At 36.9% G+C, this 20,513-nt stretch carries 11 protein-coding genes; 7 read left to right on the forward strand and 4 right to left on the reverse strand.

The window, feature by feature from the left end; all coding sequences use genetic code 11:
• Position 1 precedes the first annotated feature (1 nt).
• The 6 genes from AC3RVF_RS03600 to AC3RVF_RS03625 all read left to right on the forward strand — a co-directional run bounded on the left by AC3RVF_RS03600 (position 2) and on the right by AC3RVF_RS03625 (position 12,947).
• Entirely contained in the window at positions 2–3,139 is a 3,138-nt protein-coding gene (locus AC3RVF_RS03600; protein WP_489692780.1) for a baseplate J/gp47 family protein, read from the forward strand.
• A complete protein-coding gene (locus AC3RVF_RS03605) occupies positions 3,127–5,787 on the forward strand; it encodes a hypothetical protein (protein ID WP_489691076.1) in 2,661 nt (886 codons plus the stop codon). The genes AC3RVF_RS03600 and AC3RVF_RS03605 overlap by 13 nt, the downstream gene beginning before the upstream one ends.
• An 11-nt stretch (positions 5,788–5,798) precedes the next feature.
• Positions 5,799–8,423 carry a hypothetical protein gene (locus AC3RVF_RS03610; protein WP_489692781.1) on the forward strand — a complete coding sequence of 875 codons (2,625 nt, stop codon included), beginning with the start codon at positions 5,799–5,801 and terminating at the stop codon, positions 8,421–8,423.
• Positions 8,424–8,671: 248 nt separating this feature from the next.
• The gene (locus AC3RVF_RS03615; RefSeq protein ID WP_489692782.1) at positions 8,672–10,039 is read left to right on the forward strand and encodes a contractile injection system tape measure protein; all 1,368 of its coding nucleotides are present in this window, start codon (positions 8,672–8,674) and stop codon (positions 10,037–10,039) included.
• Between the two features lie 10 nt (positions 10,040–10,049).
• Positions 10,050–11,480, forward strand: coding sequence for an eCIS core domain-containing protein (locus AC3RVF_RS03620; RefSeq protein WP_489692783.1), 1,431 nt, complete (start codon positions 10,050–10,052; stop codon positions 11,478–11,480).
• Positions 11,481–11,618: 138 nt separating this feature from the next.
• Entirely contained in the window at positions 11,619–12,947 is a 1,329-nt protein-coding gene (locus AC3RVF_RS03625; protein WP_489692784.1) for an ATP-binding protein, read from the forward strand.
• Position 12,948: 1 nt separating this feature from the next.
• Here the strand turns inward: AC3RVF_RS03625 and AC3RVF_RS03630 are convergent, their stop codons facing one another.
• The 4 genes from AC3RVF_RS03630 to AC3RVF_RS03645 all read right to left on the reverse strand — a co-directional run bounded on the left by AC3RVF_RS03630 (position 12,949) and on the right by AC3RVF_RS03645 (position 19,435).
• The gene (locus AC3RVF_RS03630; RefSeq protein ID WP_489691071.1) at positions 12,949–14,073 is read right to left on the reverse strand and encodes a DUF2891 domain-containing protein; all 1,125 of its coding nucleotides are present in this window, start codon (positions 14,071–14,073) and stop codon (positions 12,949–12,951) included.
• Between the two features lie 106 nt (positions 14,074–14,179).
• Positions 14,180–17,047, reverse strand: coding sequence for a M16 family metallopeptidase (locus AC3RVF_RS03635; protein WP_489692785.1), 2,868 nt, complete (start codon positions 17,045–17,047; stop codon positions 14,180–14,182).
• A gap of 134 nt (positions 17,048–17,181) precedes the next feature.
• Positions 17,182–17,730 carry a CAP domain-containing protein gene (locus AC3RVF_RS03640; RefSeq protein WP_489692786.1) on the reverse strand — a complete coding sequence of 183 codons (549 nt, stop codon included), beginning with the start codon at positions 17,728–17,730 and terminating at the stop codon, positions 17,182–17,184.
• Positions 17,731–17,893: 163 nt separating this feature from the next.
• Positions 17,894–19,435 carry a YifB family Mg chelatase-like AAA ATPase gene (locus tag AC3RVF_RS03645; RefSeq protein ID WP_489691068.1) on the reverse strand — a complete coding sequence of 514 codons (1,542 nt, stop codon included), beginning with the start codon at positions 19,433–19,435 and terminating at the stop codon, positions 17,894–17,896.
• Positions 19,436–19,716: 281 nt separating this feature from the next.
• On the opposite strand from AC3RVF_RS03645, the gene AC3RVF_RS03650 reads away from it, so the two are divergent.
• Positions 19,717–20,490, forward strand: coding sequence for a DUF6345 domain-containing protein (locus AC3RVF_RS03650; protein ID WP_489691067.1), 774 nt, complete (start codon positions 19,717–19,719; stop codon positions 20,488–20,490).
• The last annotated feature ends 23 nt before the right edge of the window (positions 20,491–20,513 follow it).

Raw genomic sequence — 20,513 nt, forward strand, 5'->3', positions numbered from 1 at the left:
TATGGCAAAAGACTGCGAAAATAAATTCCTAATAAACCATAAGGGCACCGAACAAACCCAAAGGTCTCTTAACGCCATGCTTCCAGAAAATCTAAAACTGAATGATTTTTCTACTGAAGCTTGGATGGAGTTTGCTTATAATTTTGCCAAGGAAGTAAATTATTTTTCTATAGAAAATGAAACTGTGCCCGCTGGAAATTGGGAATCGTTTTTTATTAAAAAAGAAGAAATCGCAGTATTTCTCGCTAATGCTGAAACCTCAAACAGTCTCTCCCCGCACCTTACACTATTTGTATGTTTTTTGAAGTTGATGGAAATTTCGAAAACACGCTTTAATGCACTTACAAAAAGACATCTCGATTTTTATTACAATGAAATACTTCAAATAGACAAAAAGGCTCCGGTTGCTGATAGTGTTCATCTAATTTTTGAATTGGCTAAGAACATATCAAGTACTAAAGTAGAAGAGCAAACGCTTCTTGAAGCTGGAAAAGATGCTGATGGAAAACGACTTCAATATGCAACGGATAAAGAAGTGGTGTTAAACAAAGCTAAGGTTGCGGCTTTAAAAAGTGTTTATCACCATAGAAAAACGAATAATTTAAACCCTAATGAGCTTAATGGGCTTTTTGCCGCAGCAGTAGTAAATTCAGCAGATGGCAAAGGTGAATCCTTTAAAACCGACGCTAATTGGTTGCCGTTTGGTTATCCTTCCCATTTCAAGCCCAGCTTGCCTTTACAAACACCAAATCTTGGTTTTGCAATTGCTGCCCCAACGCTTAATTTGGCTGAGGGCGTACGTATTATTCAAACAATTTTTAATCTTGAAAAATCGATTCAAGTTTTCAATATTGCACAAATTATTAATTGTATAGAAGTTTACGCTACGGGTGAAAAAGGATGGTTGGGGCCCTTTAAAATTACAGCGTCAGCGGATGGATTTACTTCAACGATTGGAAATAAAGTGGTTCAGCTTTGTGTAAAAATCGATAAAACCGAAAAAGCTATTGTTTCTTATAACAAAGAAATTCACAAAGAAAATTTTGAAACAGATCAACCAATATTTCGGTTTCTGCTGAAAACTAAACAACCTGAGTTTAGTGAAGGTTATAGTTTATATACCGAATTATTTCAGAAAAAAGTAAAAAAGGTAACTGTAAAAGTATCTGTTTCCGAAGCTGAAAAACTTCAGTTAAAAAACGATTTCGGTAATCTAGCGGCCGATAAGCCTTTCTATCCCTTCGGTACACAACCAATGGAACGCTCCGCATTTTATATTGATTATTCGGAAGCATTTAATAAAAAATGGGACACGCTATCAATTCACGCCTCGTGGCTAAACACTCCGAACGACTTTAAAAATCATTATATAGCCTACCGAAGAGACGAAAATAATTTTAATCTCTCGCCAAATCTGTATTATAAAACTCTGTATTACAACTTTAATGTAGGAACCAAAGTATATGCAAAACCGGCTGGATTAACTTTCGGCCCAACTGTAAGTCCAAGTAATCTTTACGTTACCGGAAACGATTATTTTAAGGCAAAAGTTTCGGTTGAAAATAATGAAAACCATGTTAGTGTAAATAATACTTTTCCGCTTTTCACCAAAAATGGAAGTATTTTTGAAACTAATCTTTCCCTCAATAATGCGAATTATACTACCGGTAAAAACGGCCCCATAAAACTGTCTTTAAATCAATCGTTCTTGCACGCTTTGTTCCCAAAAGTATATGCACTAGCGCTTACGACCGAAGAAGATACCGTGCTCCCAAATGAGCCCTACACTCCTATTATTGAAAAAATTGAATTGTCTTATACTGCCAGCCAAGAAGTTGTATTTGGAACTTCGCAAACCGCCAATCTCGAAAAAATAATGCTTTTTCACGAGCATCCTTTCGGGCAAGCCGCAACTTCCAAAACTTTATTACCAACGTACTGTGCGGGTGGCGAACTTTATATAGGCCTTGAAAATACCGAAGCACTTCAACAAGTTCAGCTTTTGTTTCAATTATTGGAAGGTACCGAAAACCCTTTATCCGAAAGTTTCACTTCCACTGAAAAGGTTTCATGGGCGGTGCTTTCAGATAATTCGTGGATGGAACTTTCAAGTGAATATCTAATAGGAAACACGACGGATAATTTCTTAAAAACAGGAATCGTAACAATTACTATTCCCCGGGAAGCCACAAATACTAACACACTACTACCTTCGGGATTGGTTTGGCTTAGAGCGAAAAGTCCCAAGCATTTCGACATTGTTTGCCGATTTATCAATATACACGCTCAAGTTATAACTGCCACTTTTGAAGACAATGGCAACGAGCTTTCTCATTTAATAAATGGTTTGCCCGCTGGCGTAATTAGCAAACTAACGGAGCGCGATTCAGCAATTAAAACGGTAACTCAGCCCTATAATTCATTTGGGGGGCATCCTGAGGAAAGTGATGAAAGTTACTATCGCCGTGTAAGTGAGCGAATTCGTCATCGCGATCGTGCCATTTCCTTATGGGATTACGAACATTTAATTCTTGAAAAATTTCCTGAAGTTTATAAAGTGAAGTGCCTAAATCACACTAAAAAAGAAGATTATCACAACCCTGGAAATGTAACCGTAGTTGTGATTCCGGATATTCAAAATAACAATGCCTTCGATATTTTTCAGCCACGATTGAGCACTGCAAAGCGCAACGAAATTCAGAATTACATAAACGAGCTGAATACATTTTTTGTTTCGGCAGAAATAATCAACCCAAATTATGAAGAAGTTGAGGTCTCGCTTAGCGTAAAATTCAATGTTGGTTTCGACGAAAATTTTTATACAAAACAATTGGAAGAAGACATTAAAAAATATCTATCCCCTTGGGCATTTTCTGAAACTGCTGTGTTGAATTTTGGAGTGTCTTTTCACAAAAACAAACTTATTTCCTATTTAGAAAACCAGCCTTACATTGACTTTTTAGAAGATGTAATTGTGAAACACAGAATCTCGGTAACAGCTGCATATGTTGAAAAAACAAATGTTTTGCCATCAAGCCCGAAAGCAATTTTAGTGTCGGCAAAAAAACATTTTGTAACGCCGGTCCAATCAAAATGTAGTGTTCAAACCCCTAAAAACCCCACGGTATGTCTTCCGTAAAAACATATAGCTCCATTGCGAAGAATACTTCCAGCTTGGACGATCTCGACTTTGATTTTCTTCGGAAAAAAGGGATTGAGTATATCGAAGCTTTGGGTAGCGAATTGTGGACGGACTACAACGCGCACGATCCCGGAATCACCACTTTGGAGGTTTTATGTTACGCAATTACCGATTTGGGCGCCCGTCTATCTCTTCCGTTGGAAAATATTTTGGCCGAAGAAAATGATCCCAGTTTTTTAAACGAACAATTTCTAACAGCTGAAAATGCACTGCCCATAAAACCTGTAACAGCGCTAGATTATCGCAAACTATTCGTTGACATTGAAGGTGTTAAAAACGCTTGGCTGAAAAAGCACGAAAAGAAAGTTTTTGCCAATTGTAAAGAAAATAAGTTATCGTATAAACCATTTAATATACAGGATAAGTATAAAAAGGAATTTATTTTAAATGGATTGTACGATGTTTTAATTGAATTTGATGAATTAGACATAGAACTTTTTAATACGGAGACAAAGCAAAAAAATGAAATAAAACGGCTGAAAAAAGAAGTGAGAACTATTTATCACGCGCATAGAAATCTTTGTGAAGACGTTGTTGGCATCGATGAAGTTGAAAACCATCCCGTAGCAGTTTGTGCCATTATAGAGCTAAAACCTGAAGCCGACGAAGACAAAGTACAAGCCCAAATATTATATACCATTGACGAATATCTTTCACCTTCCCTCCGCTTCTATTCGTTGAAGGAAATGCTGGCGAAAGGTTACAAAACTGATGAAATTTTTAACGGACCGTTGCTAAATAATGGTTTTATAGATAGTAAAGAATTGAAGAAAACCGAGCTTCGAAGAGAAGTGCGGTTGACAGATTTGATAGATTTAATCCAAAAAATTGAGGGTATTGACGTTATCCGCGATATTACAATCAACAATTGCGACGGCAAACCCGAAACCAAAAAAATCTGGAACCTGTGCATTCCAGCCGGTAAAAAGCCGAAACGTTGCGACAAAAGTTCATTCAGCTATTACAAAGGGTTTCTTCCGCTAAACATAAATAAAAAGGCGGTTGATGATTATTTGAAAGCTATTTACGATGAAATTGAAGCAAATATTCTCGATATCGCCTCACAAAAAAAATCCTTAGAATTGCCTGTTGGCGGATATTCTGGCGTGGGTGATTACAGTTCTATCCAAAATGATTTTCCGGAGGTTTACGGCGTTGGTGAACTGGGAGTGAAAAGCACAGCGACTACTGCGGACCGTGCCAAAGTAAAACAATTGAAAGCCTATTTATTATTCTTTGATCAAATCTTCGCAAGTTACTTTGCGCATCTTAAAAATGTGAAAGATATATTTTCAATAAATGGCGAATTGGATAAAAGTTATTTCACTCAAGCGGTTGAAAATGTAAAAGATCTTTCGGAATTGGTCTCGGCCAATTATACCACCGATGAAAATATAACCGACCTTTTGTTTTCAGACCTTGATGATAAAGTGGTGCGCAGAAATCAAATTCTTGATCATTTACTTTCCCGTTTTGCAGAAAACTTTAGTGAATATGCTTTTTTGATGAAGCAATTATACGGCAACAATACAGATGCTGCAGTTATTAAGACCAAAGAGCGTTTTCTGCAGCAATATAATATGATAGGCTGTGAGCGTCCGCTGAGTTTTAATTATTACGAGCAGGAAGCAGAAGATTTGTGGGACACGGGAAATGTTTCAGCATTTCAAAAGCGAATTGCACTTTTGAGCGGCAACCCAAATTTTTTCCGAAGAAATTTTTCTGACGATCCTTTGGAGATTTATGAGGAAATTGACACCGACGGAGTTATTGAATACCGCTTCCGTTTTCGAAGTAAAAACAAAAATATCCTTTCGTCATCTAGTAAACATTACCACAATTTAGCTTCGCTTTACAAAGAAATTTTGGACATAAAAAACTACGGACAATTTGCTGAAAACTATGAAATAAAGGTAAACAAAGCTAGTAAGTTTTATTTCAATCTTACTAATCCAAATGTTCCAGACCCAAAAGACGAAGACCATGTAATTGCGCGGAAAATTTCTAGTTTTTCAACACAATTGGCAGCTGAAACTGCAATTGCGCAGACAGTTCAATTTATCAAAACACTCGATTTTAACGAAGGAATGTATGTAATTGAACATATTTTACTTCGCCCCGATGTAACGATAAATACCGCTCCAGAGAACACTTTTCTACCAATCTGTACGGAAAATTGCGAAGGCTGTGAAGGTATTGATCCTTATTCTTTTCGAGTTTCAATTGTGTTGCCGGGCTGGACCGAGCGTTATAGCAATGTTGATTTCAGAAGATTTTTAGAAAATTTAATTCAAAAAGAACTTCCGGCTCACATTATGGCGAAAATCTGCTGGATTGGCTATCCAAAAAGTTACGACACCAAAGGTGAAGAAAACGAAATGGTGGAGCTTGAAGAAGCCTACAAAGATTGGTTACTCACCAAAACCGATATGGGCCAAAAACAACCCAACTCAAAATTGAAACGATTCATTAAAATTATGAGCAGCCTGCATACAATTTACACGCAGGGCACACTCCACGATTGCGATGACGATGAAGAACAACAAGATATTATCCTAGGCAGGACCAACCTGGGGAAACTTTAAATACCAAAGTTATGAGCACTAAATTATTGGAAATAACTCCACAGTACCGCTCCTTCGTGGACGATCAAGTACTGACCTCCGGGCAGCTAAACGAATTTATAGAATATTTTGAGGATCAAGACCGACTTACGCGCGTATGCCTTGTGGGTGTTGGCGTGGCCTGTGGTTTTAAGGTTTCGGTTAACAATCAAAAAACGCTTGTAACAATTACCCAAGGTTGCGGTGTTACTACCGATGGCGACCTTTTAAAGCTTCAGAAAAATATAAAAGATTCTTCTGAGACTTCTATTGTTTTGGAAAATATAAAATATTCGCATTTTCGCGATTTTGAGGATGATAAAGCAAAATACAAACATTTCAAAAGTGATAACAACGCCATTGATTTGTGGGAATTAATTCCGCAGGAAAAAGTAGATGTGGAAGAAGGTCCTCTCCCTATCAACTCACAATTGTTAAATAACAAAGTTGTGGTGCTCTATCTGGAATGTTACCCAAAAGAAGCAGATATCTGCACAACTACAAATTGCGATAATCAAGGGCAGCCAAACATTCAAAATCTCCGAGTACTCCTTATTAACAGGGAAGATGTTGAGAATATTGTAAACCCAAAAGATGGTATTTTCACCAAACACGATGTTTATGAAGCCTTTACGAATCTGCCGCAAACCGCCGTACCAAAAGTAATATTGAATGACAGCAATTCCAATTCCTATTCAAAATTAGCCGCTGCGTACAAAGCGGTAATTAGTTCAACAAAAAAACCTTTGCACACTGCACTTGAGCAATTGTTTCAAGGTTTTTCAGAAATTTTGGATATTAAAGATGGTACTTCAAATACCGTTTTGAATCAAATTAATAATCTGGATGATTTCAATAAAAGTGAAAAAGTTCAGTATCGATATGATTTGGTGCGCGACATCAGCGATACTTATAATGAGTTGGCTGAAATACTGTTGAAATTAAAAACCGAATGCTGCCCAAATATTGAAGCATTTCCGAAGCATTTGTTGCTCGGTATGCTTACTTCGGAAGAGATTTATCCTGAATTACGCCACGATTTTTATCATTCGCCCACAAATAGCGAATACGCAAAGTATATAAAAATGGCGAAAAGTTTGATGTATCGTTTGGTTGTTATTTTGGACAATTTCAACCTTTCCGATGAAAAAGAGCTTGATATTACCCCATCAAAAACATGCGGTAATTTAGGCGAAAAAGCGATTCCAATTTATTATGAAACGGATGCCGAAATGTTAACTGCGTGGGATTTCAATAAAACCGAAAACTACAAACAACGTTATAATTTAAGCTATCACAAAGAAAATCTAGCGCCAAATAGTTGGGTTAAAAACCCATTAAACTTTGAATTGGATTGTAACGATTTTTATAGAATTGAAGGCCATTTGGGGCGTGCCGCGCAAGACAGTCGCAATACCATCAACAATCTGAAAACCACGCATGCCTTAGATTTTGATTGTTTGCTTTTTGATCTTCAAAGAGATGCGCAGGCATTTACTTCCTTTATTCGAGAAAACCCGTCTATCGTTCATAAAGCAGGGGTTCCAAAAGGTGGCACATTTGTAATTGTTTCAGAAAAAGAACAGGTTATGGCAGATTTCTGTCTTGCAACCAAAGTAAATAATGCTACCAATGGTGGATGCTGTTCCTTGATGGAATGTACCTATCCGTGGATAAGTTCATTAAAATATATGAATAATCTTTCGCGAAGCCTAAAAGGAAAGCAAAGTAGAAACAAGCCAATGCCGCAAAATTATGTGCTGCAGGTAATTGAGTACAAAATTAATGGAGAACCAATAATTAATAGAACTACCACGATTACAATTCCGTTAGAAAAAATATTTTTGAGAAGAATCCACGCCGTAACCGAAGCTTTAAACAATAAGTTTGATAAAGGAGTGGTATTTGACTTTAATGAAAACCAAAAGCGTTTAGTAATTACCCGCGCCAAAGAAGATACTTATATCATCCGACTGCGTGAAATTTCGATGGCGAATAATAATGCAATTTACACTTATAGCAACAACGGAATGTTCCGAAACAATTTGGTGTTTAGACCAGATGCTATGCGCTGCCGCGATTTACGTAGCTACCGTGAATCTTTTTATCAAAAACTGCAGGCTCAGATTGCTCCAGTAAATAAAGACGATGATTACGGAAGATACGATGAAAAGTGGGCAAAATGGAGCAAGTTAACCGAACGATTAATTTCAAACCCCGTGATAGCTCAAGCTGGATTAACCCGTATGATTACTTCTCAAGAAATGTTGCCACAAGAGACTCGAAATTTGGTGCAAAATATTAAGAGGGATTTTCAGGCACAAAGCAATGGCGTAGACCTTCAGTTCCGTTTAGACGGCGATTGGGTAAATGGCACTTGGGTGAATAAATTTATGCTGGACCATCATAGAAGAAACAGAAAAAATACACACGACGTTATTGTGCTATTTGTAAACCTGCGAAAATATCTTCACAATGAAACTGGAATAACAAAACTGTCTATTTACATAACAAATCTTGGGTATTCTCAAGTTCTGGATGCAGTAATTGCGAAACACAAGACTGTTGCCGACTTCTACTTTGGAACACCAACGGGTGAAAATGCGATAAGATTATGAGAAACTCGCTGAAAATAGCGCAAAAAAAGAAGGGTATCAGTCGGTAAAATTGTACAATCCGAATGATACCCTTATGGGTCTAACAAGAAAGGAACTAAGAACTAAAGAAAGACAAAAGAACATCGAAAGAAAACCTCGCGAAAGAACTAAAGTACTAACTATAAAAGAACGAAGCACTAACTGCAAACAACCCAGTAATTCATCTCTGAATCGAAATGTAAATATAGGTCTAAAAATCTAAATAACAAATGGTTGCAAATAAAAATATCATTAAAAAAGTGAAAATTGGGGTGAATACCTCCTCCATTGACTTTGGTATGCAGCTAAAAGATAGTTTGGATGTTTTTTTTAAGGAAGAAATATTTCCAGAAATGAATACTTATTTCAATTCTATTCAAAAAAACAATTCAAATATTATTCGTTTCGATACGCTTTCAATAGAAATATCTATGGATGAAAATGGTTCTCTGATTGACTTAAAGCCTTTAATTATCAAGGAATTAAAAAATATAATAAAAATTGAAACCATTATAGAAAGTAAAACAAATAGTGTAAAAACCTCCACTTCTGCACAGAATGAAATAGAAGCATTTTTCTCCTTCATCGAAGATGGTATAATGCCGTGGTGGTTTGAAGAAAAATCAAATTTTTGGAACGATTTTTTTCAAAATTTAGAACCTCACAAAGCATTCTCGAAAAAATTAAAAACACTTTTCGAAAGACCAGAAGTACGAAAAAGATTGGTTTATCAATTTGATGATAAGCAGCTGTTTAAATTAGCTTCTACAATAAATGGCGCTACATTATCAGTAAGCTCAGAAAATAGAATTCCGAAAGAAAATAGGGTGCTATTTTGGGAAACGGTTTTGTACTATTCGCTTTACCACAAAGAGGAAAAGGTTATAAGAATTTTGCAGAAAGTTCCCTATAAAAATGCAGATAAAATATTAGGTGTTTTCAACGAGATTTTTGGGTTAAAGATTTCTATTAGTCTCGATGATTTTGTGAAAAACGAATCCGAAAAACCTATTTCTACTGAGACACAAAATTCTAAAAAAGCTATAAATTCCCAGGAAAAGGTAGATTCAGAAGTTTCTGTGAAAATTGAAAAAATGGTAAATGAAGGCATTTTGGTGAAAAACGCGGGGTTGATTCTGCTCCATCCATTTTTGAAAATGTTTTTCCAAAGACTGGAATTTCTTTCAGATAAACATATTAAACCAGAAAAAATAGATGAAGCTTTACACACTTTACATTATTTGGCCACAGGCCAAGAACAACCGTACGAACACGAACTAGTATTCGAAAAATTTCTCTGCCACGTCCCTACTCACCAACCTGTGAATCGACATATTTCACTAACAAAAGAGCAAAAACTTGCGTGCGAAATATTATTAGAGGCCGCGCTCAATCATTGGACCGCGTTAAATAGTAATTCAACTGAAATTCTTCAAAATGAATTTTTACAAAGAGAAGGTAAACTCACTGTTTCAGAAGAAAAACAAAATCTTTTCATTCAACGAAAAACGCTAGATATATTACTGGACAGACTCCCTTGGAATATTCATTTTATAAAACTTCCTTGGAAAGAAAAGATACTTTTTGTGGAATGGTAAAACGAACGTTATGAAAATATTCAAAAAAAATACAAGCGCTTCGGCAAAAGTTAATAGTACCAATACTGTAATAAGTAATGTGCCATTTTTTCCCATTCAAAAAAAATTGTCAATCGGAAAGGCTGATGACGCTTATGAAAAGGAAGCAGATGCGGTTGCGGATAAAATTGTCCAGCGTTCCGAAATTGGCCAATACAGTGCTCCCAACACATTTTTCCCCGCCACTCAATTACAACAAAAAACTCTTGGAGAGTCAATAACTCCAGTTGACCAACTCACAGGTATTGAAGAAGAAAACCTTCAGAAAAAATGTGAAAACTGCGAAGAAGAAGAAAACATCCAGAAAAAAACTTCTGCAAACCAAGACTCTGCTCCTTCAAATTTAGAAGGAATTATTCAGAGCAATAATGGCAGTGGAAGTCCATTGAATGATAATTCAAAAAGGGAAATGGAAGAAGGTTTTGGCACGGATTTCAGTAATGTTAGAATACATACTGATTCCACTTCCATTCAACTAAGCCAAGGATTAGGAGCGCAGGCGTTTACCAGTGGCAATAATATTTACTTTAATGCAGGAAAATTCAATCCGGCCTCTAAGGAAGGAAAACATTTATTGGCCCACGAACTTACGCATACCCTACAGCAAAATGGTGTAGAACCTATAAATAAAAGTATACATACGCAGAAAAATAACAATGCGCTACAATTACAAATAGAAGCAGAAACAGCTGCTACCGCTGAAGCGTGCACTGGTTTTGAAGAACAAATTAGACTAGCTAAAGAAACTGCTGCACAGTGGGTTTCGGCTACTAGGCAATGGTTTTCAAATTATGAAAGATTAATAAGAACAAGGGCTCCACGATCTGGTAGACCTTCAAGAATTGGCCCCGAAATTTTCAGAAATTTTCAGCTGCTCGATGAAAATTTTCGAATTTCAAGAAATCTAAGGATTGAAATTCCAACTTCAGCCTTTACGGAGTATACTTCAGACCAATTCGTTGCCTTATTTAATGCCTCATCAACGGTTCGTAATAATTTTTTAAATATGGATGTAGCTTCGCAAACTGCAATGTGTTTTAATGCTACTTGCCCCACTGGTAGAATTGGCACCGAGGTTTTTGGAAGTGCCTTTGCAGGTTCCGGCGAGTATACCCTCAATACCCAATGTTGGAGTCCACTATTGGAAAATTTGCGGGCTGGGGTGGTTCTTCACGAATGCTTTCACAGTAGCTTTTCAGGTTTTTCTGGTGATACCTATTCGTTTGAATCGAGCTACCCTGGAGGCAGTGCGTTAACGAATGCAGAAAGTTATGCCATTTTTGCTTCTATCATTGGTGCAAATTCGTCCTATAGATCCATTGTTTTAGAAGATGTACACATATCAGGTTCTGTTACTAGTGAGGCTGAGGTGGAAACTTCTGAAACAACCCCTGATGAATAGACAGTAGTATAAAATAATTAAAAATTTGCCTGAAGGCAAAATCCATTCGAAGATTGAATGCATTAAAATTGATGCTTCATAAAAACAGATTTAAAATAAAAGCAAAGTTTATTCACTACAAATTTTTAAAGCATACTTATGGCAAAGGCACAAGAAGTAGAACTAAAACAAATATTTAATTTTTTAGAATCGCTAATTTTATGGCGAATCAGAAATAACGCTGCCGATTTTGATACAAAAGCGCCTATTCTTGAATTAAAGAATTTAGGAAAATCAAAATTGGGTAGTTTTTTGAAGGAAGAAAACCTATCTAAAACCGAAGTTGTAGTGCTTCTTTTAGCAGTAGCACCTTCGTTTTCGCCTTCCTTTTTACAGGATACGGTTTCAAAAGAATTTCCGAGCGGAACTGATTTTGTGCAATTTGGTGGTGTAAAAGGCCAAAATCATCGCGGATTTCTTCCCACCGGTGAAACAGCCCTATTTATTTTGGGAGGGACCAATTTCTCACAAAGAATTCAATGCATGCATCTCTTTTCGGAAGAACATTTGTTCAATAAAAAAGACATTCTCTATCTCGAAACCGTCCCTTCCGGAGAACCGATGATGAGTGGAAAATTAATTCTTTCACCTGAAATTATTTACAAACTTACGACGGGCGAAGTTCCCGCTCCCAAATTGAGTACTCAATTCCCAGCGGAAAAGTTGGAAACACAATTGGAATGGAACGATCTTATTTTAAGTGAAAAAACGTTACAGCAAATTCAAGAGTTGGAAATTTGGCTTCAGCACAACGACCAATTATTCAACGATTGGGGAATGGGTAAACGTTTAAAAGCTGGGTATCGCGTGCTTTTTCACGGACCACCCGGTACCGGAAAAACACTAACGGCGAGCCTTTTAGGCAAATACACAAAAAAACCTGTTTATAGAATTGACCTTTCAACAGTAGTTTCAAAATACATTGGTGAAACCGAAAAGAATCTCTCTAACCTTTTTAATAAAGCAGAAAATAAAGATTGGATTTTATTTTTTGATGAGGCTGATGCTATTTTTGGAAAACGCACCAATGTTCGCGATGCGCACGATAAATATGCAAACCAAGAGGTTTCTTATTTATTACAACGTGTGGAAGCACATCCGGGATTGATTATTCTAGCATCAAACTTTAAGGATAATATTGATGAAGCCTTCACCCGCAGATTTCAATCCATTATTTCGTTTGAGATGCCGGGACCAAATGAACGAGCAAATATTTGGAAGACAAATCTTCCCGAAAAATTAGAAATTTCAAAAGAAATTGATTGGGAAGCTGTTGCAAAAAAATATGAACTCACAGGTTCAAACATTCTGAATATCATTCAATTTTGTTCCCTAAAAGTTTTAAGTGAAAAAGGCGAAACCTTAACTGCAGAAATTTTACAACAAGGAATTAGACGAGAATTTTTAAAAGAAAACCGCACGCATTAAATTACTTTTTATGTAATGTATTTAAAGCATAAATAGCGAAACTACCCAGCCAATGGCTGCCTTCATAACTATCGCCCACAAGATTTGAGTATGAATATGTCAAATGTTCATTCGCTAAATTTTGAAGGTGTTTGTATTTTGGAAATTGCTTCGCCAAGCCATAAAAAACCCAAGCTCTACTAAAATTAAGACCATCCAAATGCACGAGTTTGCCATCGGTGCGATCGCTCACCTCCCCTACTTTTAAATGATAATTTTCATCTGCCAGCTGCGGTAAAAAGGAATCCATCCAACTAATAAATTCTTCCGAAGAAAGTATGCGTCGCATAATATCAACCTCTTCCAAACAAGGTGAAAGGAAATCGTAACCGCTGGGTTCCCAAGTTATCGGACAGTTTTCGTCTTCGAAATAAAAATCGCGCGCACGCTTTACAATTAATTGTTTCAATTCTACATCGCCAACAGCTTCGGCATAATCAAAAGTCAAAGTGAGTCCGAAGGCAGTATTAGTGTGCTCTCCAACGCGGATTGGGTAATTTAGTTTTGGCAAAAATTCTTTATAACGAAGCACGATAATATCGGCTAACGGTTTTAGATTTTGCTCTAATTCTTGCGCCATCGGGTCGTTCCAATTGTGAAGTTCTTCAGAAAGTTTCAATAGCCACGCCCAGCCATAAGTTCTTTCAAAAGATTTATTAATTGGCTTTTCAAAAAATGCAACTTCAATTGCGACATTTTCAGTCGTGATTTTTTGTGTGAGTAAATTTCGAACATCATTCGCCTTGTCCATTTCTGGAAATTGCTTTAACAAACTTACCATAGACCAATAACCGTGTACCGCACTATGCCAGTCAAAACAGCCATAAAATATAGGATGCACAGCGATAGGCTCCACTAAATCTGCTTCGCTTTCCAACGTTTCGCCAGGTTTGTACGGATATGCTGTACCAACGCAATGAAGCGGAAGCTTTATTAATTTATTGGCTTCGGCTAAAGTGAAGGACGGTGCTGAGAATTTCTGAACTGAAAGTGCTTCATCTAAAGCAATTTCAGAGTTTTCCTTTTGCTGATTCTTACAACTAAAGAGAAGTAATATTGAGAAAGTTAGAAAGTAAATGCTTTTCATAAAACAGTTGGGTTTGGATAAAGATACAGAAATAAAAAAACCACGAATACACGAATGGAAAACCAATTATTCGTGTATTCGTGGTTAAATTTTACCAGTGAAAAATCTACAATTTCACGTCTTCAAGTTTAACTTCTTTTCCATTTTTATTAAGAAGTTTCACTTCGTCGAAGCCCATAGTTTTGAATTGCGCAAATTGTGTGGCTGCATCGCCCACGACTAAATAAGCCATTTTGGAAGCATCCAAATATTTATTTGCAAGTGCTTTGTGTTGTTCCAACGTCATATTACGCACTGTAGCCTCTTCCTTTTCAATGTAATCTGCTGGAAGGTCATACTCGTTAATTTCCTGTAGCATTCCTAAAAGTGAACCCTGTGTCTCGAAACGACGTGCGTTAGATTTTATAAGTGCGTTTTTAGTGAATTCAAGATCTTCAGCTGAAATTCCGTTTTTGTAATTTGAAATTTCTTCTTTAAAAATAGCTACTGATTCGCCAGTTGTATTAGTTCTTACACTTGAAGAAGCGGTAAATGTGCCAGGCAATTTACTTCCGCTAAAACCGGTGCGAGCGCCGTACGTATATCCTTTTTCTTCTCTTAGAATTAAATTCACATTTCCTGAAAAAGAACCACCTAATTTATAGTTCATCACTTCGGCCGGATAAAAATCTGCATCAGTGCGCGGCATAGAAATATAACCTATGCTAATAACAGATTGTTTTGCATTCGGGATATCCACAAAATAAAGTGAAGCTTTATCGCGATTATTAGATGCTGGAAATTTAGGTATAGTTACTTCCTTTGAAGCCCAACGCTCTTCCAAGCCTTTTAAATCTTTTAAAACGTCAGCTTTGTTTATTTTACCAACTGCCTGAAATGTACTAACTGAAGGTGAAAAATTACTATTGTAATATTGCTTCAATTCGTTCATAGTAATTGCTTTCACAGATTCAACAGTACCAACGGTTGGGTGACTGAAAATATGATCGTCGCCATAAAGAATTTTATTGTAAACACGATCTGCAACTACATTCGGATTTGCATCAGAGCGCTCAATTTGGTTTATAGTTTTCGTTTTTATACGTCCCAATTCCTCTTCGTCCCAACGTGGTTCCATAAGAATTTCGGTAACCAGTTCCATCGTTTTATCGAAATTTCTAGTAAGTGTATTTCCACGAATTACGATAGATTCGTTAGTTGTGTACATATTTATGCTTGCTCCCAAAAGATCGATAGCCTCTTCCAATTGCTCAGGAGTTTTATTGGCTGTCCCTTCCATCAAAATATCGCTCATTAAATTGGCAACTCCATTCTTTTTAATATCGTCAAGCAAATGACCGCCTTCAATAACTAAACTGAAATTTACCGTTGGAATCTCATTTTGTTCAATACCCGAAACTTTTAAACCGTTTCCTAGTTTTGCATTCCAAATTTCAGGAATTGCAAGTTCTGGAGAATTACCTTGAGTTGGAGCCGTAGAACGATCAAAACTTGAAGGTGTTTTTACAATTTCCACAGCTGTTTCTTCCACAGTTTTGGCAATGTTTTCTTTTATTTCTTCCTCTACAACATTTGCTTTTACAGAATTTACGGTAATAAGTTCAAGTTGCCCTTTAGGCACAAAACTTGTCATTACGTATGGTTTAGCTTTAATATATTTGTTGTAAACTCTAATAACGTCTTCCTTAGTTACTTTTTTAATATTTTCAATATCTTCAGTTATAAAACCTGGATCGTTCGTAAATACATTATATCTCGCCAATTGAAAAGACTTTCCTAAAACACTACTAATTCCGTTATAGAATTGAGTTTCTAAACCTGCTTTTATTCTTTCGATATCGCGATCTGTAACACCATCTTTTTCAAAAAGTACAAAGGCTTCATTAATTCCACTTTCAATAGAGTCTAAATCAACACCATTGTTGGCGGTAATTGAAATATGAAAGCTACCAGCTAATTCACTTGAATTATTATAAGCAGTTGTGCGGGCAGTAAGATCTTTCTCCTTAACCAAAACTTTATATAAAGGTGCTTTTTTTCCTTGTGAAAGAATTTCGCCTAAAAAGTCTAAAGCATAAGCATCCTCGGTATATTGTTGCAATGTTGGCCACACCATATTAAGTTGCGGTGCTGTGGCAAAATTATCTTCGTGGAAAAGTCTTTTCGTTTCTGAAAGTGTTACTGGTTGCGGAGTTAGTGGCGCAACCTCTTGACGGCGCTTAATTTCGCCGAAATATTTTTCAATCATTTGCTTAGCTTCTGCAGTTTCAAAATCTCCTGCTAAAACCAAAGTGGCATTATTAGGTCCGTAAAAACGATCGTAAAATTCTTTTACATCTTCTACGGTTGCATTTTGCAAATCTTCCAATTCGCCAATTACTTGCCAATTGTAAGGATGCCCTTCTGGGTAAAGATTTTTATCTATCACCCAACCTGTATGTCCGTAAGGATTATTATCTACGCGCTGGCGTTTTTCATTTTGAACCACTTCCTGCTGATTTTCAAAAGCAGCTTCGGTTACGGTGTTAATTAAAAATCCCATACGGTCGCTCTCAAGCCACATTACAGTTTCCATTGCGTTTTTTGGAACAATTTCGTAATAAATAGTTCCATCTTTCCAGGTTCCACCATTTAGTGTTCCACCGGCATCTTGAATTGTTTTAAAGAATTGGTCTTGCGGTACATTTTCAGATTCTTGAAAAAGCATGTGTTCGAACAAATGGGCAAACCCAGTTCGACCTGTTTTTTCGCGATTAGAACCTACGCCGTACTGGATGGCGAGTGACACGATAGGATCGCTTTTGTCTTGGTGAAGAATAACATCGAGACCGTTTTCAAGCTCATATTTTTCGAATTCTACCGAAAGCTTGGCATTATCTACTGAAGCTGATTCTTGATTCGTTTTACACGAAAAAACAACTAATGATGTGATAGCCATCGCTAAGACACCCATTTTAATGGAATTTTTAATCATATGGAAAGGTTTTTTTTAAGAAAGTTTTAAAGATACAATGAGAAGTGAAGTAAAGTCTTAAAAATAAGTTAAAACGAGGTTGGAAATATTTTAGAATCTGCCTACAATAAACCTATCCAAACCAATATTATAAATCAATATGGGTAACTGCCTAACATATTTCCTCTTGGAGAATAATTTGCCACAAAAATATAGAAACCATCTTCGCATTGTGCAAAACCAATACCTACTTCGGTCGTAGATTTCCAAATCATTTGTGTGTAATGGTTGAAGTTAAAATTGCTGTAAGTATAGTTGTCTTTTTCTTTATACCACGATTTAGATGCATCCAAAGCAGTAAAAACAAGACCACCGCCCCCATACAGGTTTTCACCAACAGCGGAATTTCCGCTGTGACTAAAGGAACAATTGTCTTGCGCCAACATATCGGCGTGTTTTTGGGCGATAGAAGCCAAATCAGTACTCCATTTTAAATTCGGAACTCCTACTTCATTTCTTGCCATATTATGATGCGCTAGAAACTGAGTCGCCATTTCCATTGAAACTTCACTGCCTGTGGAACTACTATCGTTTTGAATAGTCTCAAAAAGTATATCGTCATCATTAGAAAAAATAGTATCGTTTTGAGCAACGATAAGCTGAATCGAAAAAAATACGCAGAGAATTAGAATTAGATTTTTCATGAATACAAAAGTTAAGGGTTAGTTAGGTTTCAGTTTAATTCAAAATAAGAAATTGAATTCTGAATCCCTTCAAATATACTGAGAAACAGGGCTATATTTACTGTGTATAAGCACGTAATTTTATGACTGTGAAATAATTAAGCGTGTTGTATGAATTAAAAAATCACCCAAACCAGCCATCCCGATCCAAACTTCTATATTGAATTGCTTCAGAAATATGGTTGCCATTTAATGTTTCAGTAGCCTCCAAATCTGCTATAGTTCTGGCTACTTTTAGAATTCTATCGTACGCACGGGCGGAAAGATTCAAGCGTTCCATGGCAGTTTTTAAAAGGGCTAGCGATGCTTCATCGAGCTTGCAGAATTGACGGATTTGCTTCACACCCATTTGAGCATTGTAATGTACTTTTTCAAATTCGGTAAAACGTTCAGACTGAATTTTTCTAGCCTTAGTAACCCTTTCACGAATAACAATGCTGGACTCGCCACGACGTTCATCACTTAATTTTTCAAAAGGTACAGGGGTTACTTCAATATGAATATCAATTCTATCCAAAAGTGGTCCCGAAATTTTACTTAAATACCGCTGCATTTCTGCCGGTGAAGACATAACTGGCGCATCGGGGTCGTTAAAATAACCACCGGGACTTGGATTCATACTTGCTACGAGCATAAAACTTGAAGGATAGGTAACTGTAAATTTTGCACGCGAAATGGTAACATCGCGATCTTCCAAAGGCTGCCGCATTACTTCCAAAACACCACGTTTAAATTCTGGCAATTCATCCAAAAACAGAACGCCATTGTGTGCCAAACTAATTTCTCCAGGTTGCGGGTATTGCCCACCGCCGACTAATGCGACATCGCTTATAGTGTGGTGAGGGCTTCGAAACGGACGCGAAGTCATTACTCCTCCCCTTTCCATAGTTCGGCCAGCGACGCTATGTATTTTTGTGGTTTCTAAGCTTTCTTGAAGCGTCATTGGCGGCAAAATACTTGGCAGCCTTTTCGCCAACATAGTTTTTCCTGAACCGGGCGGACCGATTAAAATTATGTTGTGACCACCCGCGGCTGCAATTTCCATACAACGCTTTATTGATTCTTGCCCTTTTACATCCGCAAAGTCGAATTCAGGATGCTCTAAGTGGTTGTAAAATTCAGCTTCAATATCTACTTCAGTTTTTTCGAGCGGAATATTTTCGTTGAAAAAATCTATTACTTCTTTTATATTCTCAATGCCAAAAACCTCGATTCCTTCAACTATGGCAGCTTCTTTTGCGTTTTGCTTCGGAAGAATAAATCCTTTAAAACCCTCTTCTTTGGCTTTTAATGAAATTGGCAAAGCGCCCCGTATTGGTTGCAGGTTTCCGTCCAGAGAAAGTTCACCCATAATTATATAGTCTGAAAGTGGATTTAATTCTACAATTTGCCCTGTAGCTACAAGTACTCCCATTGCCAAAGTTAAATCGTAAGCAGAGCCTTCTTTTCGAAGATCTGCGGGCGACATGTTCAAAATTAATTTCTTTCCCGGAATTTTGTAGCCGTTGTTTTGTAGCGCTGCGGCAATTCTATAGTTACTTTCTCGAATTGCATTATCGGGCAGACCAACCAAATGGTACCCTACACCACTATCTACATTTACTTCTACCGTAATTGTAGTGGCCTCTACACCAAAGACTGCGCTTCCGTAAACTTTTGTAAGCATAGAAATTTATATTATTAAAGTGGCAGGGGAGATTATTGAAAGAAAGGTAACAATTTTTTAACTAATAAGATTTCAAAAATAGAATTGGTTGCATATGAAAAGTAGGAAACAAGGAAATATCCTGATTTTTTCTAGGAAAATTCCTTTTGAAAAAACAGGTTTTAACCTATTGAAATTCAGGTTTTTAACATAATATTATGTGAAAGTATTTTTTAAATTTGCTGACAATGAAACATTAGATTGTTTCACTTTGAGGAATATTAACTAAATACAAAAACACTATGTTCAATCAAATTTCAAAAAATTCAAAATGGATATTAGCTTTTAGTTTCGTTTTGATTTTCAGCACAATTTCCTTTTCAGGAAGCCGCAAAATTGGCGGTTACGTAGATCAGGCCGAAAGCCGGTTTGTAAGAAATGTATGGAATTTTATCAAAAATTTCCAAACTCCAAAGAGCATTGGAGCACACAGTTGGCAATATGAACAATATTATTGGGCAGAGCCGTATGAATTTACCACCTCGCATCGTAGTTATGTAGATGCGATGGATTTAGCTTATGTGGCCGGACACGGTAATTATTTCTATATACAGACCAATCAGAGTTTGGGGTTGGGTGTAGATTTAAGAACCGTACCGCAATATGGAAACAGTGGGGACGATCTTGAATTCCTAATAATCGAATCATGCTACACGGTTTCATCCAGACCCGAAAAAACCAATTGGTGGAGCGATTACAATGCGATGTTTGGAGGTTTACACCAATTAGTTGGTTTTCATACCCTAAGCCATTCCGACAACGGGATTCCAAATAATTATGCGGGCAAGCTTAAAAATAATGGAGCCGTTTGGCAATCGTGGTTTGACGCGGTAAACGAAGAGCGTTTCTGGATTTTTAATCCTTCCTATTATGATCCACAATATGGCAGTAACTATCCATATCCTGGCTTGGCAAGCGTAATTGTTGGCCAAGGTTGCGCAAACGATAGATTGGGCTCCTATGCCAGCGATCCGGCCCCTGGAACAGGAGGAATGTACACCTACTGGCAATATTAATAACTACCATAAAAATATACTAT

This window comes from Aequorivita sp. IT1183 (genome assembly GCF_058068265.1).

What these genes read in the sequence shown, in the direction of transcription:
- AC3RVF_RS03600 (WP_489692780.1), top strand. Translation starts at nt 2, where the DNA reads ATGGCAAAAGACTGCGAAAATAAATTCCTAATAAACCATAAGGGCACC.
- AC3RVF_RS03605 (WP_489691076.1), top strand. Translation starts at nt 3,127, where the DNA reads ATGTCTTCCGTAAAAACATATAGCTCCATTGCGAAGAATACTTCCAGC.
- AC3RVF_RS03610 (WP_489692781.1), top strand. Translation starts at nt 5,799, where the DNA reads ATGAGCACTAAATTATTGGAAATAACTCCACAGTACCGCTCCTTCGTG.
- AC3RVF_RS03615 (WP_489692782.1), top strand. Translation starts at nt 8,672, where the DNA reads ATGGTTGCAAATAAAAATATCATTAAAAAAGTGAAAATTGGGGTGAAT.
- AC3RVF_RS03620 (WP_489692783.1), top strand. Translation starts at nt 10,050, where the DNA reads ATGAAAATATTCAAAAAAAATACAAGCGCTTCGGCAAAAGTTAATAGT.
- AC3RVF_RS03625 (WP_489692784.1), top strand. Translation starts at nt 11,619, where the DNA reads ATGGCAAAGGCACAAGAAGTAGAACTAAAACAAATATTTAATTTTTTA.
- AC3RVF_RS03630 (WP_489691071.1), bottom strand. Translation starts at nt 14,073, where the DNA reads ATGAAAAGCATTTACTTTCTAACTTTCTCAATATTACTTCTCTTTAGT.
- AC3RVF_RS03635 (WP_489692785.1), bottom strand. Translation starts at nt 17,047, where the DNA reads ATGATTAAAAATTCCATTAAAATGGGTGTCTTAGCGATGGCTATCACA.
- AC3RVF_RS03640 (WP_489692786.1), bottom strand. Translation starts at nt 17,730, where the DNA reads ATGAAAAATCTAATTCTAATTCTCTGCGTATTTTTTTCGATTCAGCTT.
- AC3RVF_RS03645 (WP_489691068.1), bottom strand. Translation starts at nt 19,435, where the DNA reads ATGCTTACAAAAGTTTACGGAAGCGCAGTCTTTGGTGTAGAGGCCACT.
- AC3RVF_RS03650 (WP_489691067.1), top strand. Translation starts at nt 19,717, where the DNA reads ATGTTCAATCAAATTTCAAAAAATTCAAAATGGATATTAGCTTTTAGT.